The sequence below is a fragment of the Phytobacter ursingii genome (genome assembly GCF_001022135.1).
Lineage (GTDB): Bacteria > Pseudomonadota > Gammaproteobacteria > Enterobacterales > Enterobacteriaceae > Phytobacter > Phytobacter ursingii.
In genome coordinates this window covers 292,467-310,858 of sequence record NZ_CP011602.1, presented here as the reverse complement: position 1 = coordinate 310,858, position 18,392 = coordinate 292,467, and the positions used below count along the sequence as shown (strand labels likewise).

Annotated in this window: 16 protein-coding genes; 9 read left to right on the top strand and 7 right to left on the bottom strand. The window is 56.6% G+C overall.

Translation table 11 applies throughout. The features are described 5' to 3' along the window. Positions 1–9: 9 nt before the first annotated feature. The gene (gene srlB, locus AB182_RS04895) at positions 10–372 is read left to right on the top strand and encodes a PTS glucitol/sorbitol transporter subunit IIA (protein WP_047369128.1); all 363 of its coding nucleotides are present in this window, start codon (positions 10–12) and stop codon (positions 370–372) included. 17 nt (positions 373–389) lie between these two features. Continuing rightward, complete coding sequence (srlD, locus tag AB182_RS04890; protein WP_047369127.1) at positions 390–1,169, top strand: sorbitol-6-phosphate dehydrogenase; 780 nt, start codon at positions 390–392, stop codon at positions 1,167–1,169. 35 nt (positions 1,170–1,204) lie between these two features. Here the strand turns inward: srlD and AB182_RS32310 are convergent, their stop codons facing one another. Both AB182_RS32310 and AB182_RS32305 read right to left on the bottom strand, forming a co-directional pair. Beyond that, positions 1,205–1,396 carry a hypothetical protein gene (locus tag AB182_RS32310; protein WP_139153691.1) on the bottom strand — a complete coding sequence of 64 codons (192 nt, stop codon included), beginning with the start codon at positions 1,394–1,396 and terminating at the stop codon, positions 1,205–1,207. 112 nt (positions 1,397–1,508) lie between these two features. Beyond that, positions 1,509–1,775 (bottom strand): hypothetical protein, encoded by a 267-nt coding sequence (locus AB182_RS32305; protein WP_139153690.1) that lies wholly within the window; start codon positions 1,773–1,775, stop codon positions 1,509–1,511. Positions 1,776–2,021: 246 nt separating this feature from the next. On the opposite strand from AB182_RS32305, the gene gutM reads away from it, so the two are divergent. The 3 genes from gutM to gutQ all read left to right on the top strand — a co-directional run bounded on the left by gutM (position 2,022) and on the right by gutQ (position 4,177). Beyond that, complete coding sequence (gene gutM, locus AB182_RS04885) at positions 2,022–2,381, top strand: transcriptional regulator GutM (RefSeq protein WP_047369126.1); 360 nt, start codon at positions 2,022–2,024, stop codon at positions 2,379–2,381. A 67-nt stretch (positions 2,382–2,448) separates the two neighbouring features. Beyond that, a complete protein-coding gene (gene srlR, locus AB182_RS04880) occupies positions 2,449–3,222 on the top strand; it encodes a glucitol operon DNA-binding transcriptional repressor SrlR (protein WP_047369125.1) in 774 nt (257 codons plus the stop codon). Beyond that, on the top strand, positions 3,215–4,177 hold the full coding sequence (gene gutQ, locus AB182_RS04875) for an arabinose-5-phosphate isomerase GutQ (protein WP_047369124.1): 963 nt from the start codon (positions 3,215–3,217) through the stop codon (positions 4,175–4,177). Before srlR ends, gutQ begins: the two co-directional genes overlap by 8 nt. Here the strand turns inward: gutQ and norR are convergent. Then, complete coding sequence (gene norR, locus AB182_RS04870) at positions 4,174–5,691, bottom strand: nitric oxide reductase transcriptional regulator NorR (RefSeq protein ID WP_047369123.1); 1,518 nt, start codon at positions 5,689–5,691, stop codon at positions 4,174–4,176. The genes gutQ and norR overlap by 4 nt on opposite strands. A 179-nt stretch (positions 5,692–5,870) precedes the next feature. Between norR and norV the strand changes: the two genes are divergently transcribed. Together norV and norW are read left to right on the top strand one after the other, a co-directional pair. After that, positions 5,871–7,319, top strand: coding sequence for an anaerobic nitric oxide reductase flavorubredoxin (gene norV, locus AB182_RS04865; RefSeq protein WP_047369122.1), 1,449 nt, complete (start codon positions 5,871–5,873; stop codon positions 7,317–7,319). Next, positions 7,316–8,449: an NADH:flavorubredoxin reductase NorW gene (gene norW, locus AB182_RS04860; RefSeq protein ID WP_047369121.1), complete on the top strand. Its 1,134-nt coding sequence runs from the start codon at positions 7,316–7,318 to the stop codon at positions 8,447–8,449. Before norV ends, norW begins: the two co-directional genes overlap by 4 nt. A 559-nt stretch (positions 8,450–9,008) precedes the next feature. Here norW and hypF read toward each other — a convergent pair. From hypF to AB182_RS04840, 4 genes are all read right to left on the bottom strand, one after another. After that, the gene (gene hypF / locus AB182_RS04855; RefSeq protein ID WP_047369120.1) at positions 9,009–11,240 is read right to left on the bottom strand and encodes a carbamoyltransferase HypF; all 2,232 of its coding nucleotides are present in this window, start codon (positions 11,238–11,240) and stop codon (positions 9,009–9,011) included. A 7-nt stretch (positions 11,241–11,247) separates the two neighbouring features. Beyond that, positions 11,248–13,398: a formate dehydrogenase subunit alpha gene (gene fdhF, locus AB182_RS04850; protein ID WP_047369119.1), complete on the bottom strand. Its 2,151-nt coding sequence runs from the start codon at positions 13,396–13,398 to the stop codon at positions 11,248–11,250. 115 nt (positions 13,399–13,513) lie between these two features. Next, positions 13,514–14,059 (bottom strand): electron transport protein HydN, encoded by a 546-nt coding sequence (gene hydN, locus AB182_RS04845; RefSeq protein ID WP_047369118.1) that lies wholly within the window; start codon positions 14,057–14,059, stop codon positions 13,514–13,516. Positions 14,060–14,192: 133 nt separating this feature from the next. Then, positions 14,193–15,206 (bottom strand): LacI family DNA-binding transcriptional regulator, encoded by a 1,014-nt coding sequence (locus AB182_RS04840; RefSeq protein ID WP_047369117.1) that lies wholly within the window; start codon positions 15,204–15,206, stop codon positions 14,193–14,195. 253 nt (positions 15,207–15,459) lie between these two features. Here AB182_RS04840 and ascF point away from each other — a divergent pair, with 253 nt between their 5' ends. Both ascF and AB182_RS04830 read left to right on the top strand, forming a co-directional pair. After that, positions 15,460–16,908 carry a PTS cellobiose/arbutin/salicin transporter subunit IIBC gene (gene ascF / locus AB182_RS04835; protein WP_047369116.1) on the top strand — a complete coding sequence of 483 codons (1,449 nt, stop codon included), beginning with the start codon at positions 15,460–15,462 and terminating at the stop codon, positions 16,906–16,908. Between the two features lie 12 nt (positions 16,909–16,920). Then, positions 16,921–18,345 carry a 6-phospho-beta-glucosidase gene (locus AB182_RS04830; protein ID WP_047369115.1) on the top strand — a complete coding sequence of 475 codons (1,425 nt, stop codon included), beginning with the start codon at positions 16,921–16,923 and terminating at the stop codon, positions 18,343–18,345. Positions 18,346–18,392: the final 47 nt, after the last annotated feature.

The window sequence follows — 18,392 nt, the reverse complement described above, 5'->3', positions numbered from 1 at the left end:
AGGTTGCTCATGAGTGTCATTTACCAAACCACGATTACGCAGATTGGCGAGTGCGCGCGCGATGCGCTTAGCGACCGGATGTTGATTACCTTCCGGGAAGGCGCGCCCGCCGATGTGGCTGAGTTTTGCTTTATCCACTGTCATGGCGACTTTTGCGGACAGCTTAAGCCTGGCGCCCGCTTCGAACTGGGCGATAAGCAGTATCCGGTCACCGCCGTCGGTGAGGTGGCGGAGCTGAATCTGCGTGAGCTTGGCCATATTACCCTGCGCTTCGATGGACAGACGCAGGCCGAATACCCCGGCACGGTGCACGTCGCAGGTGACGTACCGGAGAGCATTAATCCTGGTTGCACACTGAAATTTGTCGCTTAAGTCGTAAGGAGAAAAGTATGAAACAGGTTGCCGTTGTCATTGGCGGGGGGCAAACGCTCGGGGCGTTCCTCAGCCGTGGGCTGGCCGCAGAGGGTTATCGCGTGGCGGTAGTGGATATTCAAAGTGATAAGGCCGCTACCGTGGCACAAGAGATTAACGCCGAGTTCGGCGAAGGCGCGGCCTACGGTTTTGGCGCTGATGCCACCAGCGAGCAGAGCGTACTGGCGCTCGCCCGCGGCGTGGATGAGATCTTTGGCCGCACGGATTTACTGGTTTATAGCGCGGGCATTGCCAAAGCGGCGTTTATCAGCGATGTGCAGCTCGGGGATTTTGACCGCTCATTGCAGGTTAATCTGGTGGGATATTTTCTCTGCGCCCGCGAATTCTCACGCCTGATGATCCGCGACGGCATTAAGGGACGCATTATTCAGATCAACTCGAAGTCCGGTAAGGTGGGCAGCAAGCACAACTCCGGCTACAGCGCGGCAAAATTTGGCGGCGTGGGCCTGACACAGTCGCTGGCGTTGGATCTCGCGGAATACGGGATTACCGTTCACTCGTTGATGCTGGGTAACCTGTTGAAATCACCGATGTTCCAGTCCCTGATTCCGCAATATGCCAGCAAACTGGGGATTGCCGCCGAGAAAGTTGAGCAGCATTACATCGATAAGGTCCCGCTAAAACGCGGTTGCGATTATCAGGATGTGCTGGATGTGCTGCTGTTTTACGCAAGCGCAAGAGCCTCTTACTGTACCGGGCAGTCGATCAATATTACCGGCGGGCAGGTGATGTTCTGACAGAAGGATCCCCGGTGGCGCTGCGCTTACCGGGGCTACCAGATCGTAGCCCGGACAAAGCGTTTACGCCGCCATCCGGGAGATTCCCCGGCGGCGCTGCGCTTACCGGGGTAACCAGATCGTAGCCCGGACAAGGCGTTTACGCCGCCATCCGGGAGATTCCCCGGTGGCGCTGCGCTTACCGGGGCTACCAGATCGTAGCTCTGACAAGGCGCTTGCGCCGCCATCCGGGAGATTCCCCGGCGGCGCTGCGCTTACCGGGGCTACCAGATCGTAGCCCGGACAAGGCGTTTACGCCGCCATCCGGGAGATTCCCCGGCGGCGCTGCGCTTACCGGGGCTACCAGATCGTAGCCCGGACAAGGCGTTTACGCCGCCATCCGGGAGATTCCCCGGCGGCGCTGCGCTTACCGGGGCTACCAGATCGTAGCCCGGACAAGGCGTTTACGCCGCCATCCGGGAGATTCCCGGCGGCGCTGCGCTTACCGGGGCTATCAGATCGTAGCCCGGACAAGGCGTTTACGCCGCCATCCGGGAGATTCCCCGGCGGCGCTGTGCTTACCGGGGTAACCAGATCGTAGCCCGGACAAGGCGCTTGCGCCGCCATCCGGGAGATTCCCCGGCGGCGCTGCGCTTACCGGGGCTACCAGATCGTAGCCCGGACAAGGCGTTTACGCCGCCATCCAGGAGACTCCCCGGCGGCGCTGCGCTTACCGGGGCTACCAGATCGTAGCCCGGACAAGGCGTTTACGCCGACATCCGGGAGATTCCCCGGCGGCGCTGCGCTTACCGGGGTAACCAGATCGTAGCCCGGACAAGGCGCTTGCGCCGCCATCCGGGAAAAGGAGAAATAATGGTTTCTGCACTGATTACTGTTGCTGTCATCGCCTGGCTCAGCCAACTGGCGCTGGGCGGCTGGCAGATCCGCCAGTTTAACCGCGCATTTGATCTCCTCTGCCAGCAAGGACGCGTTGGTGTCGGGCGCTCCGGCGGACGTTTCAAACCACGCGTTGTCCTTGCGGTTGCCTTCGATAAACAGGACCGCGTCGTCGATACCCTGCTGATGCGCGGACTCACTGTTTTCGCCAGGCCCGCGAAAATCGATACCTTAATCGGCCTCAAACGGGAGGAATTAGAGCCTGATGTGATCTTTCCCCATGATCCAGGCTGTCAGAATGCTCTATTATTAGCGCTTAAATTGAAACATGGATAATTTCGTTGTGAACGCAATGAGCTTGCGAAATTATCATTTTGCAACTTAACGCAGGATAAAAGCGCCCATGAAACCACGTCAGCGGCAGGCAGCCATTCTTGAGCATCTGCAAAAGCAGGGAAAATGTTCTGTTGAAGAGCTGTCAGCACACTTCGACACCACGGGCACCACCATACGGAAAGATTTAGTGGTGCTGGAACACTCCGGCGCGGTCATCCGCACCTATGGCGGCGTCGTGCTCAATAAAGACGAAGCCGACCCACCGATCGACCATAAGACCCTCATCAACACCCTGCAAAAAGGGCTGATTGCCGAAACCGCCGTGGGCTTTATTCAGGATGGCGATTCCATCATTCTCGACGCGGGCAGCACCGTGCTGCAGATGGTCCCTTTATTGAGCCATTTCAATAACATCACCGTAATGACCAATAGCCTGCATATCGTCAATGCGCTTTCGGAACTCGATAATGAGCAAACCATCCTGATGCCGGGGGGAACCTTTCGTAAAAAATCCGCCTCTTTCCATGGGCAACTGGCGGAAAATGCCTTCGAACATTTCAGCTTCGACAAACTCTTTATGGGTACTGATGGCATCGATTTGAATGCGGGGGTCACCACTTTTAATGAAGTTTTTACCGTCAGTAAAGCCATGTGCAACGCGGCGCGGGAAGTGATCCTGATGGCGGATTCGTCCAAGTTTGGCCGCAAAAGCCCAAACATTGTATGCAGCCTGGAAAGTGTCGATAAATTAATCACCGATGCCGGGATCCCGGCTGATTTTCGTGCCGCACTGGAAGAGAAAGGGATAGAAGTGATCGTAGCCGGAGAAAAACATGAGTGAGCTTTTACTGAATACCGCGCGTCAGACGCTACTGCTGGAGCTGCAGGAAGCAAGCCGCCTGCCGGAGCGCCTGGGCGAGGCGTTTTTACGCGCCGCGAATGCCATTATTCATTGCCGGGGCAAAGTGATTGTCTCGGGTATTGGCAAGTCCGGCCATATTGGCAAAAAGATTGCCGCCACCCTCGCCAGCACCGGCACGCCTGCCTTTTTTGTCCATGCGGCAGAAGCCCTGCATGGCGATTTAGGGATGATCGAAAGCCGTGATGTGCTGCTCTTTATCTCCTATTCCGGCTCGGCCAAAGAGCTGGATCTGATCCTGCCGCAGTTACAGGAACGCTCAGTGACCGTGCTGGCAATGACCGGTAAATCCCTGTCGCCGCTGGCGCTGGCGGCGGACGCGGTGCTGGACATTTCCGTCGAACGCGAAGCCTGTCCAATGTTACTGGCCCCCACCTCCAGCACCGTCAATACGCTGATGCTCGGTGACGCGCTGGCGATGGCCGTGATGCAGGCGCGTGGGTTTAACGAGGAAGATTTTGCCCGCTCGCATCCGGCAGGGGCGCTCGGCGCACGCCTGCTGAATAAAGTGCATCATCTGATGCGTAAAGAAGATATCCCCCATGTGCGCATAGACGCCACGGTGATGGACGCGATGCTGGAACTTAGCCATACGGGGATGGGGATGGTGGCCGTCTGCGATGACGCACAGGAGATTCTGGGCATTTTCTCCGATGGCGACCTGCGACGCTGGCTGGTTGCCGGCGGTGCGCTGGATGCGAACATCAGTGAAGCGATGACGAAAGGCGGCATCACCCTTAATGCCGACAGCCGCGCTATCGATGCCAAAGAGTTGCTGATGAAACGCAAGATCTCCGCTGCCCCGGTAGTGGATGACAGCGGCAAGCTGGTGGGCGCGATTAACCTGCAGGCCTTCTATCAGGCCGGAATTATTTAATCCTTCAGTCCCAGACGTTTCGCCAGCCGATGCAGGTTGGCGACGTCCATCTCCAGCATCCGCGCGCTGGCGGCCCAGTTATGCTGGCTTTGTTCCAGCGCCTGACGAATGGCGGTACGCTGAAAATTATCGGTCGCTTCCCGCAAATTTTGTCTCTCCACGGAGAATGCCTGGCGGGTCACCATACTCTGTTCCGCCTCATCGTTCAGCGCAAAATGGCGCGTTTCCAGTACGATGTCATCCCCGCTTCGCGTACCGCGCGCCAGCACAATCGCACGGTGGATAGCATGTTCCAGCTCCCGCACATTTCCAGGCCAACGGTAGGCCAGCAGATGCGCCCGCGCGCCGGGGCTGAGCACCACACGCTCCAGGCCAAGGCGCAGACGGCACTGCTCGCAGAAATACCCTGCCAGTAGCACCACATCCTCACCGCGTTCACGCAGCGGCGGAACAACCAGCGGAAACACGCTCAGGCGGTGAAACAGATCGGAGCGAAAACGCCCGGCCAGCACCTCTTCACGCAGATCACGGTTGGTGGCGGCCAGTACGCGTACGTCCACCCGCAGGCTGCGATCGTCCCCGACACGCTGAATATCGCCGTATTGCAGCACCCGCAGTAGCTTTGCCTGCAGCGCCAGCGACAGCTCGCCGATCTCATCCAGAAACAACGTGCCGTTATCGGCCATTTCAAATTTACCGCTACGGTTGCTGATGGCCCCGGTAAACGCCCCTTTGACATGGCCAAACAGCTCGCTTTCCGCCACGCTTTCCGGCAGCGCGGCACAATTAAGATAGACCAGCGCGTCTGCCGCACGGGGCGAGTTTTCATGGATGGCTTTTGCTACCAACTCTTTGCCAGTGCCGGTCTCGCCGCTTATCAGTACGTTCAAATCGGAACCGGCGACAATCTCTATCTCTTTTTTAAGCTGCGCCATGCCCTGTGAAAGACCGATCATTTCGGTGTGCGCGACCTGTTCAAAGGTGGTCGGCAGGCCGGGCGCCATATTCTGGCTTTCGAGTTTTTCAATGAGCAGCGCATTGTTGAGCGCCCCTGCCGCCAGCGCCGCAATCAGACGCAGTTCTTCATCGCTAAAGCTATCGAACTGATCCGGCGCCATGCCATCAAGGGTGAGCGCGCCAATCAGGCTCTGTCCGGCAAACAGGGGCAGCCCCACACAGGCGTGCACTTTCAGGCTCTCCTGGCCGGGGATCAGCCCGTCATACGGGTCCGGCAACGTGCTGTCTGCCGGGAAACGCACCACATCCCCGGCACGGGCAATCGCCTCCAGCCGCGGGTGCCCTTCCAGCGTAAAGCGCCGTCCCAGCACATCCTGCGCAAGGCCATCAATTGCCAGCGGGATAAATTGCCGCGCGTCATAGCGCAGTAGTGCCGAAGCGTCACATTCCAGCACCTGGCGCAGCGTGGTAATCAGACGCTGAAAACGGTCGGCATGGCCAATGCCGCTCTGTAATTCAATGGCGATACCCGCCAGCACATTTACCGAAAAACTCATCATCGCCTCGCAGTCATTTTGACAATGCAGATTGTCATAATGACAGTCTTTTTCATAGTCATTTCGACTACCCATCAGGGGTTAAATAAAAATAAATACATATAAATCAATTAAATAACAATTGGCACGCATCTTGAAATAGCTATCACATCTTTTTAATACAGAACAGGTAAACAAAAATGGCTATTCACGTAAAAAATAACATTCATTGGGTTGGGCAACGTGACTGGGAAGTGCGTGATTTCCACGGGACCGAATACAAAACGCTGCGCGGCAGCAGCTACAACAGCTATCTCATCCGTGAAGGCAAAAACGTACTGATTGATACTGTCGATCATAAATTCAGCCGCGAATTTGTGCAGAACCTGCGCGCGGAGATCGATCTCAACGCCATTGACTACATCATTATCAACCACGCAGAAGAAGACCATGCGGGCGCGCTCACCGAGCTGATGTCTTACATTCCGAACACCCCGATTTATTGCACCACCAATGCCATCGACTCCATCAACGGTCACCACCACCATCCGGAGTGGAATTTCCACACCGTAAAAACCGGTGACAGCCTGGATATCGGCAATGGCAAGCAGCTGATCTTCGTCGAAACCCCGATGCTGCACTGGCCGGACAGCATGATGACCTATATGACCGGCGATGCGGTGCTGTTCAGTAACGATGCCTTCGGCCAGCACTACTGCGATGAACGCCTGTTCAACGACGAAGTGGACCAGACCGAACTGTTCGAGCAGTGCCAGCGTTACTACGCCAATATCCTCACGCCGTTCAGCCGCCTGGTAACGCCGAAAATCACCGAGATCCTCGGCTTCAATCTGCCGGTGGATATGATTGCCACCTCGCACGGCGTGGTATGGCGTGAGAACCCAACGCAGATCGTGGAGCTGTACCTGAAATGGGCAGCGGATTATCAGGAAGACCGTATCACCCTCTTCTACGACACCATGTCGAATAACACCCGCATGATGGCGGACGCGATTGCCCAGGGCATTAACGAAGTTGACCCGAACGTGGCGGTGAAAATTTTCAACGTCTCCCGCAGCGACAAAAACGACATCCTGACCAACGTCTTCCGCTCCAAAGGCGTGCTGGTTGGCACCTCCACCATGAACAACGTGATGATGCCGAAAATCGCCGGTCTGGTCGAAGAGATAACCGGTCTGCGTTTTCGTAACAAACGTGCCAGCGCCTTCGGCTCGCACGGCTGGAGCGGCGGCGCGGTGGATCGTCTGTCCACCCGTCTACAGGATGCGGGATTTGAGATGTCGTTGAGCCTGAAAGCCAAATGGCGTCCGGATATCGACGCGCTGGAACTCTGCCGTCAACACGGTCGGGAAATTGCCCGCCAGTGGGCGCTCGCTCCGCTGCCAACACCGCTTAAAACCACCCCGGTTGAGGAGTCCGCCTGTGCCTGTGCCGCAAAAGCCGCAGCTGATTTAGGTCCGTCTATGCAATGCAGCGTCTGCCAGTGGGTTTACGATCCGGCAAAAGGCGAGCCACTGCAGGATGTGGCGCCAGGAACCGCCTGGTGCGATGTGCCGGATAATTTTCTTTGCCCGGAATGTTCACTGGGCAAAGAAGTCTTCGATGTGCTGGCAACGGAGGCGGTATGAGCGCAGGTATCGTGATTATCGGCTCGGGATTTGCCGCCAGACAACTGGTCAAAAACATCCGTAAGACAGATACCACCACGCCACTGACGCTTATCGCCAGTGACAATATGGATGAGTACAACAAGCCGGATCTGAGCCATGTCATCAGCCTTGGACAGCGCGCCAAAGATCTTACCCGCCAGTCGGCGGGGGATTTCGCCGAGCAGTTCAACCTGCGCCTGTTCCCGCATACACGGGTGACGGCACTGGATGCTGAGGCGAAAGTCATCAAAAGTGCCGATAACCAGTGGCGGTACGACAAGCTGGTGCTGGCAACCGGCGCCCGTGCGTTTATCCCCCCCGTCGCAGGCAGCGAGCTGATGCTTACCCTTAACAGTCAGCAGGAGTATCAGGCCTGCGAAACGCAACTGCGTGACGCGCAGCGGGTGCTGATTATCGGCGGCGGATTGATTGGCAGCGAGCTGGCAATGGATTTTTGTCGCGCGGGGAAAGCGGTGACGCTGGTGGACAGCGAAGCCAGTATTCTCTCTTCGCTGATGCCGCCAGAAGTGAGTAGCCGCCTGCAACATCGACTGACCGGGATGGGCGTGCATCTTCTGTTGAAATCACAGCTTATGGCACTTGAGAAAACAGAGAACGGCATCTGCGCCACGCTCGACAGGCAGCGCAGTATTGCAGTGGATGCGGTGATTGCCGCCACCGGGCTGCGCGCAGAAACCGAACTGGCCCGCAGCGCCGGGCTGGCAGTTAATGGTGGCGTTTGCGTGAACAGTTACCTGCAAACCAGCAATCCGGATATTTATGCGCTCGGCGACTGTGCGGCGATCGACGGTAAGCTGCTGCCGTTCCTGCAGCCGATTCAGCTTAGCGCCATGTATCTGGCGAAAAATCTATCCGGGGTAACGGTACCGCTTAAGCTGCCTGCCATGCTGGTCAAAGTCAAAACGCCGGAGATGCCGTTGCATCTGGCAGGCGAGACCGCACGCCGGGATTTGAACTGGCATATCACCACCGAAGCACAGGGTATGGTCGCCCGCGGCCTGAACGATGAAGGCCAGCTGCGTGCCTTTGTGGTAAGCGAAGATCGAATGAAGGAGGCGTTCGCGCTGTTGAAAGCGTTGCCCGTTTGAGAGCCTATGGCCCTTCCCGGATGCGGCGCAAAACGCCTTATCCGGCTTGTGAACACAGAACGGTTTTCTCCCTCTCCCTGGGGAGAGGGCCAGGGTGAGGGGGAAAATGCGGCTCTGGTGGTCATTCCGTTCACCTTATGTTCTGTGCTTTTCTATCGCGACAGAACCCGTGAACGTGCCAGGGTGGCTCGCCACCACCACCCTGGCGACCCGGGCTCCCGGCCAGGAAAATCGCCGCTGGCGCGGTCCATTCGCCTTATGCCGTCTGACTTTCGGGTCGGGGACCAGCCTGCGTCCTTGCAGGCTATCCCCTCCGCCCGCATCCCTGCGGGCGGCCCCGGTCAGCCGTCAACGCCTCATCGATTTTCAGCCGGACCCTGTCATCGCTGTCACGGTTTTATTCTCATGACGCGGTGTTATCGCTGTAAAACGTAATATTACTGGGGATTCCTCTGCCTGAGGGAGAGGGTTGGGGTGAGGGGGAACAGACCGCAAGGTGTTTCCTGGCACCGATTGGTTTTGTAGCCCCGGTAAGCGCAGCGCCACCGGGGACGTCGTCTCAGTCTCCCGCCAGACTCCGCGCGGCGGCGATAACGCCCTGCCCCAACGCAATTGCGCCATCGCCTGCGGGAAAACGCTGCGGGAAGAGCAACGTATAATCTGCCAGATAACGCGACAAACGGGCTTTCAGCAGTCGGTTATGCAGCACGCCGCCGCCAAAGGCGAGCGTGGTAATCTGCCGCGCATCGGCCTCCTGGCTGACAAGCAGCGCAAGCCCGCGAGCCAGCGCATCGTGAAAGGCCCAGGCACGCTGTGCAGCTGGCGCCTGCCACGCCAGCCATTGCTGCCAGAAGGTGGCTAAATCAAGCGTGTTGCCATTCAGCGGCAGCGTAACCGGATGCGTGACATCCTCGCCCCCCATGGCCAGCACTTCCAGCCGACAGGCCGCCTCCCCTTCATAACTTAACTGCAGCGGCGCACAGTCCAGCGCACAGGCGACGGCATCAAACAGTCGCCCGGCAGAAGACGCCAGCGGCGCATTGATATTGCGCGCGATAGCCCGCGCCAGCACCGGCCAGTTCTGCCGTTGCAGCACAGCGGTTTCCGGGAAATATTGCCAGTCGGGGACAAATGCCAGCATCTGTGCCAGCAGGTTGCGCCACGGCTGAGTTGCCGCCAGATCGCCACCGGGGAGCGCCACGGCGGGCAAACCGCCCAGATGCTCAACCTCGCGATAATTGACGCGCAGGCATTCGCCCCCCCACAGCGCCCCCTTTTCCCCCATGCCGATGCCGTCCAGCGCCAGGGCAATCACATCCCCTCCATCGCGCGGCCAGCCATGCTCTGCGAGCGTAGCCGCAATATGTGCGTGGTGGTGCAACACCGTTTGCCGTGCAAGCCCCGTCTCCTGCGCCCACTGGCTGGCACGATAGCCCGTATGCGCGTCGGCGACCACCTGCTCGGGGGTAAAGTCATAGATCGCCTGCATCAGACGTAATGCGTTACGCCACTGCGTCTCGACGCCTTCATCCGTTAAATCCCCGAAATGCTGGCTTAACACGGCGCTGTCATCCCGCACCAGGCAGAAGGTGTTTTTCATATCCGCTCCCAGGCATAGTGTGGGCGGGACAGCGCGAAATCCGGGCGGCAGTTGCACGGCATCCGGCACATAGCCACGCGAGCGGCGTAACATTTCGCCGCTCTCGCGCACCACCGAATCGTCCATACGCTGCACGATATCGCGGTTGTGCAGCAGAAACCCGTCCGCTATCTCCGCCAGGTCATCCAGGGCCTGGACATTTGTCAGCGCTGGTGGCTTGCCACTCAGGTTGCCGGATGTCATCACCAGTGGACGCTGCAACGCCTGGGCTAACAGATGTTGTAACGGATTCGCGGGCAGCATCACCCCCACCTCATCGAGCCCCGGAGCGATGGCCGGACACAGTTCTGGCAGCAATGTTTTCGCCACCAGCACGATCGGCGCGGCGGGCGTGGTTAACAAACGGATGGCCGCCTCGTTCAGGCCGTCTGCGGATGGGAGCATCACCGCCAACGGCTTCGCCGGGCGATGCTTACGGGCGCGCAGATGCTGTACCGCCGTCTGCCGGTGCGCGTCACACGCCAGATGAAAACCGCCAATACCTTTTACCGCGACGATCCCGCCGGATTTGAGCAGCGCAATAGCTGCCTGCAGGGCTTCTTCTCCGGTCAACTGCTGTTTCCCGCTCCGCCACTCAAGCTGTGGGCCACACTCCGGGCAGGCAACGGGCTGGGCGTGAAAACGGCGATCGGCTGGATGGCGATACTCCGCCTCGCAGGCAGGACACAGCGGAAACGCAGCCATCACGGTGTAAGGGCGGTCATAAGGCATGGCGTGAATAATGGTGAAACGCGGGCCGCAGTGGGTACAGTTAATAAATGGATAGCGATAGCGGCGCTCTGCCGGGTCATTCATCTCCGCCAGACAGGCGGGACAGGTGGCGGCATCGGGCACAATTTGCGTCTTCATCGTGCCCCCCGCGCTCTCGCGGATGGTAAAACTGAGCGGTGCCTGTGGCCACAGATACGGCGTAACCTGCGTATCGTCGATACGTGCCAGCGGCGGACACTGCTGATATAACAACGGGAGAAAACGGCGTTCATCGCCCCACAAGCGTACTTCAACGCCCTGGGCATCATTACAGACATCACCGGTAAGATTGAGCTGTTGCGCCAGTTGCCAGACAAAGGGGCGGAAGCCCACCCCTTGTACTTTTCCATAGACGCGAATACAAACGCCGTTGTGGATCATCGTTTATTTATTGCAACGCTGCATGCCGCAAGCGTGTCTTCATCTGCTGGTAGGTTGACTGAGTGTACTCCTCGGCCCAGGCCTGATCGTTGATCGCACTCACCCGCACCGCGCAATATTTCGTTTCCGGTGTTTTAGAGATGGGATCGAGATTATCCTGCGTCAGTTCATTACACGCGCCAATCCACCATTGATAAGTCATGTAAACGCAGCCGGTATTAACACGTTCATTCACGTCGGCACGGCTGATGACTTTCCCCCTGCGTGATTCCACCCACACCAGTTGCCGGTTTTTAATCTCTAACTGCGCGGCATCATGCGGATTTATCTGCACAAAACCCGGTTCATCCGCGAGCGTTTGCAACGCCGCACAGTTACCGGTCATTGAGCGACAGGAGTAATGACCAACTTCGCGCACGGTACTGAGTACCAGCGGGAAATCCGCATCCGGCACTTCGGCAGGGGCACGCCATGGCGCTGCAAACAGCAGGCCTTTCCCGTCCGGCGTATCGAATTTGTTATCTTTATACAGATAACGCGTTCCCGGATGATCCAGCGTCGGGCATGGCCACTGAACGTGTCCCATATCGCCCATTTTTTCGTACGTTACGCCGTAGAACAGCGGGCAAAGTTCGCGCATTTCGTCCCAGATTTGCTGGTTGTTGTCGTAATGCATCGGGTAGCCCATTTCGGTGGCGATAAGGCTGATGATTTCCCAGTCACGCTTGACGTCGTATTGCGGTTCGATCGCTTTTTCGAAACGCTGGAATCCGCGATCCGCGCAGGTAAAGACGCCGCCGTGCTCGCCCCAGGAGGTGGCTGGCAGCAGCACATCCGCCTGTTCAGCGGTTTTGGTCATAAAGATGTCCTGCACGACCACAAAATCCAGCGCCTCAAAACCTTTGCGCACCAGACTGAGATCGGCTTCGGTCTGCAATGGATCTTCACCCATGATGTAATAGGCTTTGACCTTGCCTTCCAGCGCCAGATGCGGCACCTCGGTGATACGCACGCCGACTTTGTCATCCATCACCGCCGGATCGATACCCCAGGCTTTGGCGAATTTGGCGCGAACATTCGGATCAACCACATCCTGGTAGCCCGGGAACTGGTTCGGGATAACCCCCATGTCGCAGGCGCCCTGCACGTTGTTCTGTCCACGAACCGGGCCCACGCCCACGTTTTCACGCCCGAGGTTACCGGTCAGCAGCGCCAGGCTTGAGAGCCCTTTCACCACATCCACCGCCTGACCAAATTGTGTAACGCCCATCCCCCACATGATGGTGGCGGTCGGCGCGGCGGCATAGGTACGCATTGCTTCGCGCACCTGATGTGCAGGAACGCCGGTCAGATGTTCAACCGCTTCCGGCGCATAGTCTTTGACGATTTCACGATAGGCATCCAGCCCGGTGGTGAAGTTCGCAACATAGCGCTGGTCGTAGAGTTTTTCTTCCAACAGGACATAACCAAAGGCATTTACCAGCGCCATGTTGCAGCCATTTTTGAGCTGCAAATGCTGGTCGGCAATGCGCGCGGTTTCGATACGGCGCGGGTCGCAGACGATAATTTTCGCACCGTTCTGCTTCGCTTTAATGACCCTTCTCGCCACGATCGGATGCGAATCGGCGCAGTTATAGCCGAAGACAAGCAGACATTTAGAGTTTTCGATATCGCCGATGGAGTTACTCATTGCGCCGTTGCCGAGGGTTTGCTGTAACCCGGCAACAGAAGGACCGTGGCAGACACGCGCGCAGCAGTCGACGTTATTGGTATGTAAGACACCACGGGCAAATTTCTGCATCACGTAGTTGGTCTCATTGCCGGTACCGCGAGATGAACCGGTGGTCATAATTGAGCGGGGGCCGAACTTGGCTTTGATTTCACTGAGCCGTTTCGCCGTATAGCGAATGGCCTCTTGCCAGCTTACCGGAGTGAGTTTACCGCCACGCTCATAGCGGATCATGGGTTGCGTCAGGCGAGGCGTCAGCAGTTTGGTATCGTTAAGAAAATCCCAGCCGTAATAGCCTTTCAGGCAAAGTTCGTTCTGGTTGGTTTCCCCGTCCGCCGCTTCGGCGCGGATAATTTTGCCATTATCCACGACCAGTTTCAGTTTGCAGCCAGCGCCGCAATAGGGACATACGCTCGTAATTTTTTTCATCAGTAACAGACCTGTTAAAAGTGAAAGTTATACCCTGAATAATTCGCGTTGCAGGAAGGCGGCACGTGGGCAAAGTCGCCAACGCACATGCAACGTGAAGAATGACGGGTATCTTTTAAAAACCCAGCGACACGGCACTTTCCAGCGCAGTGCGACGACGTTTCTCTTCGCTCATGTGTTCCAGCACTTCCCGGTCAACGCAGACCAGCGCCTTGGTCGGACATACCGAAATACAGGCCGGGCCACTTTCGCGTTGGTAGCATAAATCGCATTTGTTGGCTTCGGCCTTCTGCCCTGACATGTTCAGGCCGATGCCGTTATGGCGAACCACCGGGCGGACCACAACCTCCATGGCACCATAAGGACAGGCCACCACGCAGGTTTTGCAACCAATGCAACGTTCCTGCATGACATGGACAAACCCTTTGTCGCGGCTGATGGCGCCATTCGGACAGACATTGGCGCAGGGTGCGTCTTCACACTGGCGGCAGAGTGTTGCCGTCGATACGTTGACGCCTTTGATAACGTGGATACGGGGTAAAAAGGTTTCAGGGGTAAGGGCCGCACAGTCCTGTTGTTCCTGATGTGAGACTACACAGGCGACTTCACAGGTGCGACAGCCAATACATTTACTGGCATCCGCCATAATAAAACGGTTCATCGTCTTCTCCAGCAATGAGTTTCATCACGCCGGATATACACGTTTCATGCCAGTTATTATCTCATTGTTATGTATGGGTTTTTATTAAGAAAAACACTGTCATCGACAGAAGTGACGATGACAGTTGACGAGGTTAGCGTGCGGGGCCGGAAATAAGTGAATCACGTAACATTAATTCGCCAAGGAAGGGCTGGTGGTAATTAAACTCACCGCCATCAAGCATAAAGATTAACCGTTCGATGGTTTCTTTAATCATCTCCGTGACTGGAATTTTTACGCTGGAAAGAGCAGGGATCACATACGGGGCAATAGCAATGTCATCAAAACCAATAACCGAAACCTGAGTGGGTACGGTGATTCCCCGCTCATCCAGTCTCTTCATGGCGCCAATGGCCATATCATCATTGCTCGCCACCAGTGCGCTAAAATTGACGCCGTTCGACAGTAGTGTCTCAACACCTGCCGCCCCGCTTTCTGGCGACCACTTTCCTTGTACAATCAGATCATTACGTAACGGAATATCATGCTGCGCCAGGGCGTCTTTATAGCCAGAAAGCCGTTCAATGCCGGTCGGAGAATCCAGCGAACCGGTAATAAACGCAATATCCCGGTGGCCCATCGCAATTAATGTCGCCACCGCGTTAAAGCTTGATGTTTTTTGGTCGCACCAGACACAGTGGCTGCTGTTTTTACGCAAACGACGATTAAGCACCATAATTGGCTGGCTGTGGCTTTTGACGAGGGTATCCATTTCATCAACGCTTAAGAAACGCGGATAGATAATGATCGCATCACATTTTAAGTCGAGCAGATATTGAATCGCTTCCCGCTCTTCTTCCGCACTGTGTTTACCGTCTGCCAGAATTAAACGCCGCCCCTGATCTTCGGTCATCCGTGCGGCATGAAACAACAGCTCGCTAAAATAGACGCCGTGATACAACGTGTTGGTAACCACCAGCCCCATCGTTTGCGTTTTGTTCGTCGCCAGACTGCGCGCCAGCAAGTTTGGGCGATATCCGCTCTCTTCGATCGCCTGAAACACCCGGTCTTTGGTCTCCTGGCTGACGTAGCCGTTGCCCGATAGCACGCGGGAGACTGTCGCCTTTGACACCCCTGCCCGCTTAGCCACCTCAAGCATTGTGGTCATGTTACTTATCCGTTTGATTTCGATGCCATGCAGTGTACTTCACCCATTTAAGAATGTCGCAACGGGATAAAACGGGTCAAAAAATATTAAGCGATCGTAATCACAAAAATAAATAAAGATGAATTTTTGATCTTGCTTGAATGCATGAAACTCATCATCATTTTGTGGAACCGGTTTCCTATGTGATGTTTCATTAGCCGCCTGAAAGCGGGTAATGAAGCCGTACTCTATTGATAAAACAGGATATAACCCGATGTCGAAGAATTATGCGGCGCTTGCCGGCTCGGTGGTGAACGCGTTGGGCGGTGTTGATAACATCGCCGCCGTCACCCATTGCATGACGCGTCTGCGCTTCGTGGTGAAAGACGATGCCAAAATTGACAGTGCGACGCTGAAAGGCATTAGCGGCGTTATGGGCGTGGTACGTAACGAGAGCCAGTGCCAGGTGATCATCGGCAATACGGTGTCGCATGCCTATCGTGAAGTGGTGGCGTTGCTGCCCGGCGATATGCAGCCTGCTCAACCAGTCGGGAAACAGACGCTGACGCTTAAGCGCATTGGCGCAGGTATTCTCGATGCGCTGATCGGCACCATGTCACCGCTGATCCCGGCGATCATCGGCGGCTCAATGGTCAAGCTGCTGGCGATGGTGCTGGAAATGTCCGGACTGCTGCCAAAAGGTTCCTCAACGCTGACTATTCTGACGGTGATTGGCGACGGCGCGTTCTTCTTCCTGCCGCTGATGGTTGCCGCCTCTGCCGCCGTGAAGTTTAAAACCAATATGTCGCTGGCAATTGCCATTGCGGGGGTGCTGGTGCACCCAAGCTTTATCGACCTGATGGCAAAAGCCGCGCAGGGAGAACATGTGGAATTCGCACTGGTGCCAGTGACGGCGGTGAAATACACCTACACCGTGATCCCGGCTCTGGTGATGACCTGGTGTCTGTCGTATATCGAACGTTGGGTGGACAAAATTACCCCCGCGGTGACGAAAAACTTCCTTAAACCGATGCTGATTGTGCTGATTGCCGCGCCGCTGGCCATCGTGCTGATTGGTCCGCTGGGTATCTGGATCGGTAGCGCTATCTCCGCGCTGGTCTACACCATTCATGGCTACCTGGGCTGGCTGTCCGTTGCCATCATGGGCGCCCTGTGGCCGCTACTGGTGATGACCGGGATGCATCGCGTATTTACCCCCACTATCATTCAAACCATTGCCGAGACCGGCAAAGAAGGCATGGTAATGCCGTCAGAAATTGGTGCCAACCTGTCGCTGGGCGGCTCGTCACTGGCGGTGGCATGGAAAACCAAAAACCCGGAACTGCGCCAGACGGCCCTTGCGGCGGCGGCTTCGGCTATCCTGGCCGGAATCTCCGAACCGGCGCTGTACGGCGTGGCCGTTCGCCTGAAACGTCCGCTGATTGCGAGCCTGATAAGCGGCTTTATCTGTGGGGCCGTCGCGGGAATTGCCGGGCTTGCCAGCCACTCAATGGCAGCACCTGGTCTGTTCACCAGCGTACAGTTCTTCGATCCGGCGAATCCAATGACCATTGTCTGGGTGTTCGGCGTCATGGCGCTGGCGGTGGTGCTCTCCTTTATTCTCACGCTGCTTCTCGGTTTTGAAGATATCCCGGTAGAAGCAGAGGCACAGAAACCGCAGGCGGCAAACACCGCCGTTGTTCATGAAGCCCGGGCTCAATAAGCGAGGTAACGCATGTCTGTATTTCCGAAAGGATTTTTATGGGGCGGCGCCATTGCCGCCAACCAGGCCGAAGGGGCGTATCTGGAAGGCGGTAAAGGGTTAACCACCGTCGATACTATCCCCCACGGCGCGAACCGTCTGCCGGTGAAACTCGGTCTGGAAAAACGCTTCACGTTGCGTGAAGACGAATACTACCCCAGCCATCAGGCGATCGATTTCTACCATCGTTACAAGGACGATATCGCGCTGATGGCGGAGATGGGCTTCACCGTCTTTCGCACCTCTATCGCATGGAGCCGCCTCTACCCGCACGGCGATGAGCTGACGCCGAACGCTGAAGGCATCGCGTTTTACCGCGACATGTTTGCCGAGTGCAAAAAATATGGCATTGAGCCGCTGGTCACCCTGTGCCACTTTGATGTGCCGATGCATCTGGTTACCGAATATGGCTCCTGGCGTAACCGCAAAATGGTGGAATTTTTTACCCGCTACGCCCGCACCTGTTTTGAAGCGTTTGACGGTCTGGTGAAATACTGGCTGACCTTTAATGAAATCAACATCATGCTGCATAGCCCGTATTCTGGTGCCGGTCTGGTGTTTGAAGAGGGTGAAAATCAGGACCAGGTGAAATACCAGGCGGCGCACCACGAACTGATTGCCAGCGCGCTGGCGACCAAAATCGCCCATGAGGTGAACCCGGAAAATCAGGTGGGCTGCATGCTGGCAGGCGGCAATTTCTATCCCTACTCCTGTAAGCCGGAAGATGTGTGGACGGCGCTGGAAAAAGACCGGGAAAACCTCTTCTTTATTGATGTACAGGCGCGCGGTACCTATCCGGCCTACGCGGCCCGAGTGTTCCGCGAAAAAGGCGTCACCATTGAGAAAGAAGCGGGTGACGACGAGATCCTGAAAAATACCGTCGATTTTGTGTCGTTCAGCTATTACGCCTCGCGCTGTGCCTCAGCCGAAATGAATGCGCAAAATACCTCAGCCGCCAACATCGTCAAATCCCTGCGTAACCCGCATATTCAGGTAAGTGAATGGGGATGGGGGATAGACCCGCTGGGCCTGCGTATCACCATGAATATGATGTATGACCGTTATCAGAAGCCGCTGTTTCTGGTGGAAAACGGGCTGGGTGCAAAAGATGAATTTAATGCCGAAGGTGAAATCGAAGACGATTACCGTATCAGCTACCTGCGCGAGCATATCCGCGCCATGGGAGATGCCATTGCAGACGGTATTCCGGTGATGGGTTATACCACCTGGGGATGTATCGACCTGGTGGCGGCCTCCACCGGTGAGATGAGCAAGCGCTACGGGTTTATCTATGTCGACCGTGATGACGCGGGTAACGGTACGCTGGCGCGCAAACGCAAAAAATCGTTCTGGTGGTATAAGAAGGTGATTGCCAGCAACGGGGCCGATTTGGCTTAAATGTTGTAGCCCGGATAAGGTGCGTTAAGCACCGCATCCGGGATATT

What these genes read in the sequence shown, in the direction of transcription:
- AB182_RS04830 (WP_047369115.1), top strand. Translation starts at nt 16,921, where the DNA reads ATGTCTGTATTTCCGAAAGGATTTTTATGGGGCGGCGCCATTGCCGCC.
- srlB (WP_047369128.1), top strand. Translation starts at nt 10, where the DNA reads ATGAGTGTCATTTACCAAACCACGATTACGCAGATTGGCGAGTGCGCG.
- norW (WP_047369121.1), top strand. Translation starts at nt 7,316, where the DNA reads ATGAGCGCAGGTATCGTGATTATCGGCTCGGGATTTGCCGCCAGACAA.
- norV (WP_047369122.1), top strand. Translation starts at nt 5,871, where the DNA reads ATGGCTATTCACGTAAAAAATAACATTCATTGGGTTGGGCAACGTGAC.
- AB182_RS32310 (WP_139153691.1), bottom strand. Translation starts at nt 1,396, where the DNA reads ATGGCGGCGCAAGCGCCTTGTCAGAGCTACGATCTGGTAGCCCCGGTA.
- hypF (WP_047369120.1), bottom strand. Translation starts at nt 11,240, where the DNA reads ATGATCCACAACGGCGTTTGTATTCGCGTCTATGGAAAAGTACAAGGG.
- ascF (WP_047369116.1), top strand. Translation starts at nt 15,460, where the DNA reads ATGTCGAAGAATTATGCGGCGCTTGCCGGCTCGGTGGTGAACGCGTTG.
- fdhF (WP_047369119.1), bottom strand. Translation starts at nt 13,398, where the DNA reads ATGAAAAAAATTACGAGCGTATGTCCCTATTGCGGCGCTGGCTGCAAA.
- srlR (WP_047369125.1), top strand. Translation starts at nt 2,449, where the DNA reads ATGAAACCACGTCAGCGGCAGGCAGCCATTCTTGAGCATCTGCAAAAG.
- norR (WP_047369123.1), bottom strand. Translation starts at nt 5,691, where the DNA reads ATGAGTTTTTCGGTAAATGTGCTGGCGGGTATCGCCATTGAATTACAG.
- hydN (WP_047369118.1), bottom strand. Translation starts at nt 14,059, where the DNA reads ATGAACCGTTTTATTATGGCGGATGCCAGTAAATGTATTGGCTGTCGC.
- srlD (WP_047369127.1), top strand. Translation starts at nt 390, where the DNA reads ATGAAACAGGTTGCCGTTGTCATTGGCGGGGGGCAAACGCTCGGGGCG.
- AB182_RS04840 (WP_047369117.1), bottom strand. Translation starts at nt 15,206, where the DNA reads ATGACCACAATGCTTGAGGTGGCTAAGCGGGCAGGGGTGTCAAAGGCG.
- AB182_RS32305 (WP_139153690.1), bottom strand. Translation starts at nt 1,775, where the DNA reads ATGGCGGCGCAAGCGCCTTGTCCGGGCTACGATCTGGTTACCCCGGTA.
- gutQ (WP_047369124.1), top strand. Translation starts at nt 3,215, where the DNA reads ATGAGTGAGCTTTTACTGAATACCGCGCGTCAGACGCTACTGCTGGAG.
- gutM (WP_047369126.1), top strand. Translation starts at nt 2,022, where the DNA reads ATGGTTTCTGCACTGATTACTGTTGCTGTCATCGCCTGGCTCAGCCAA.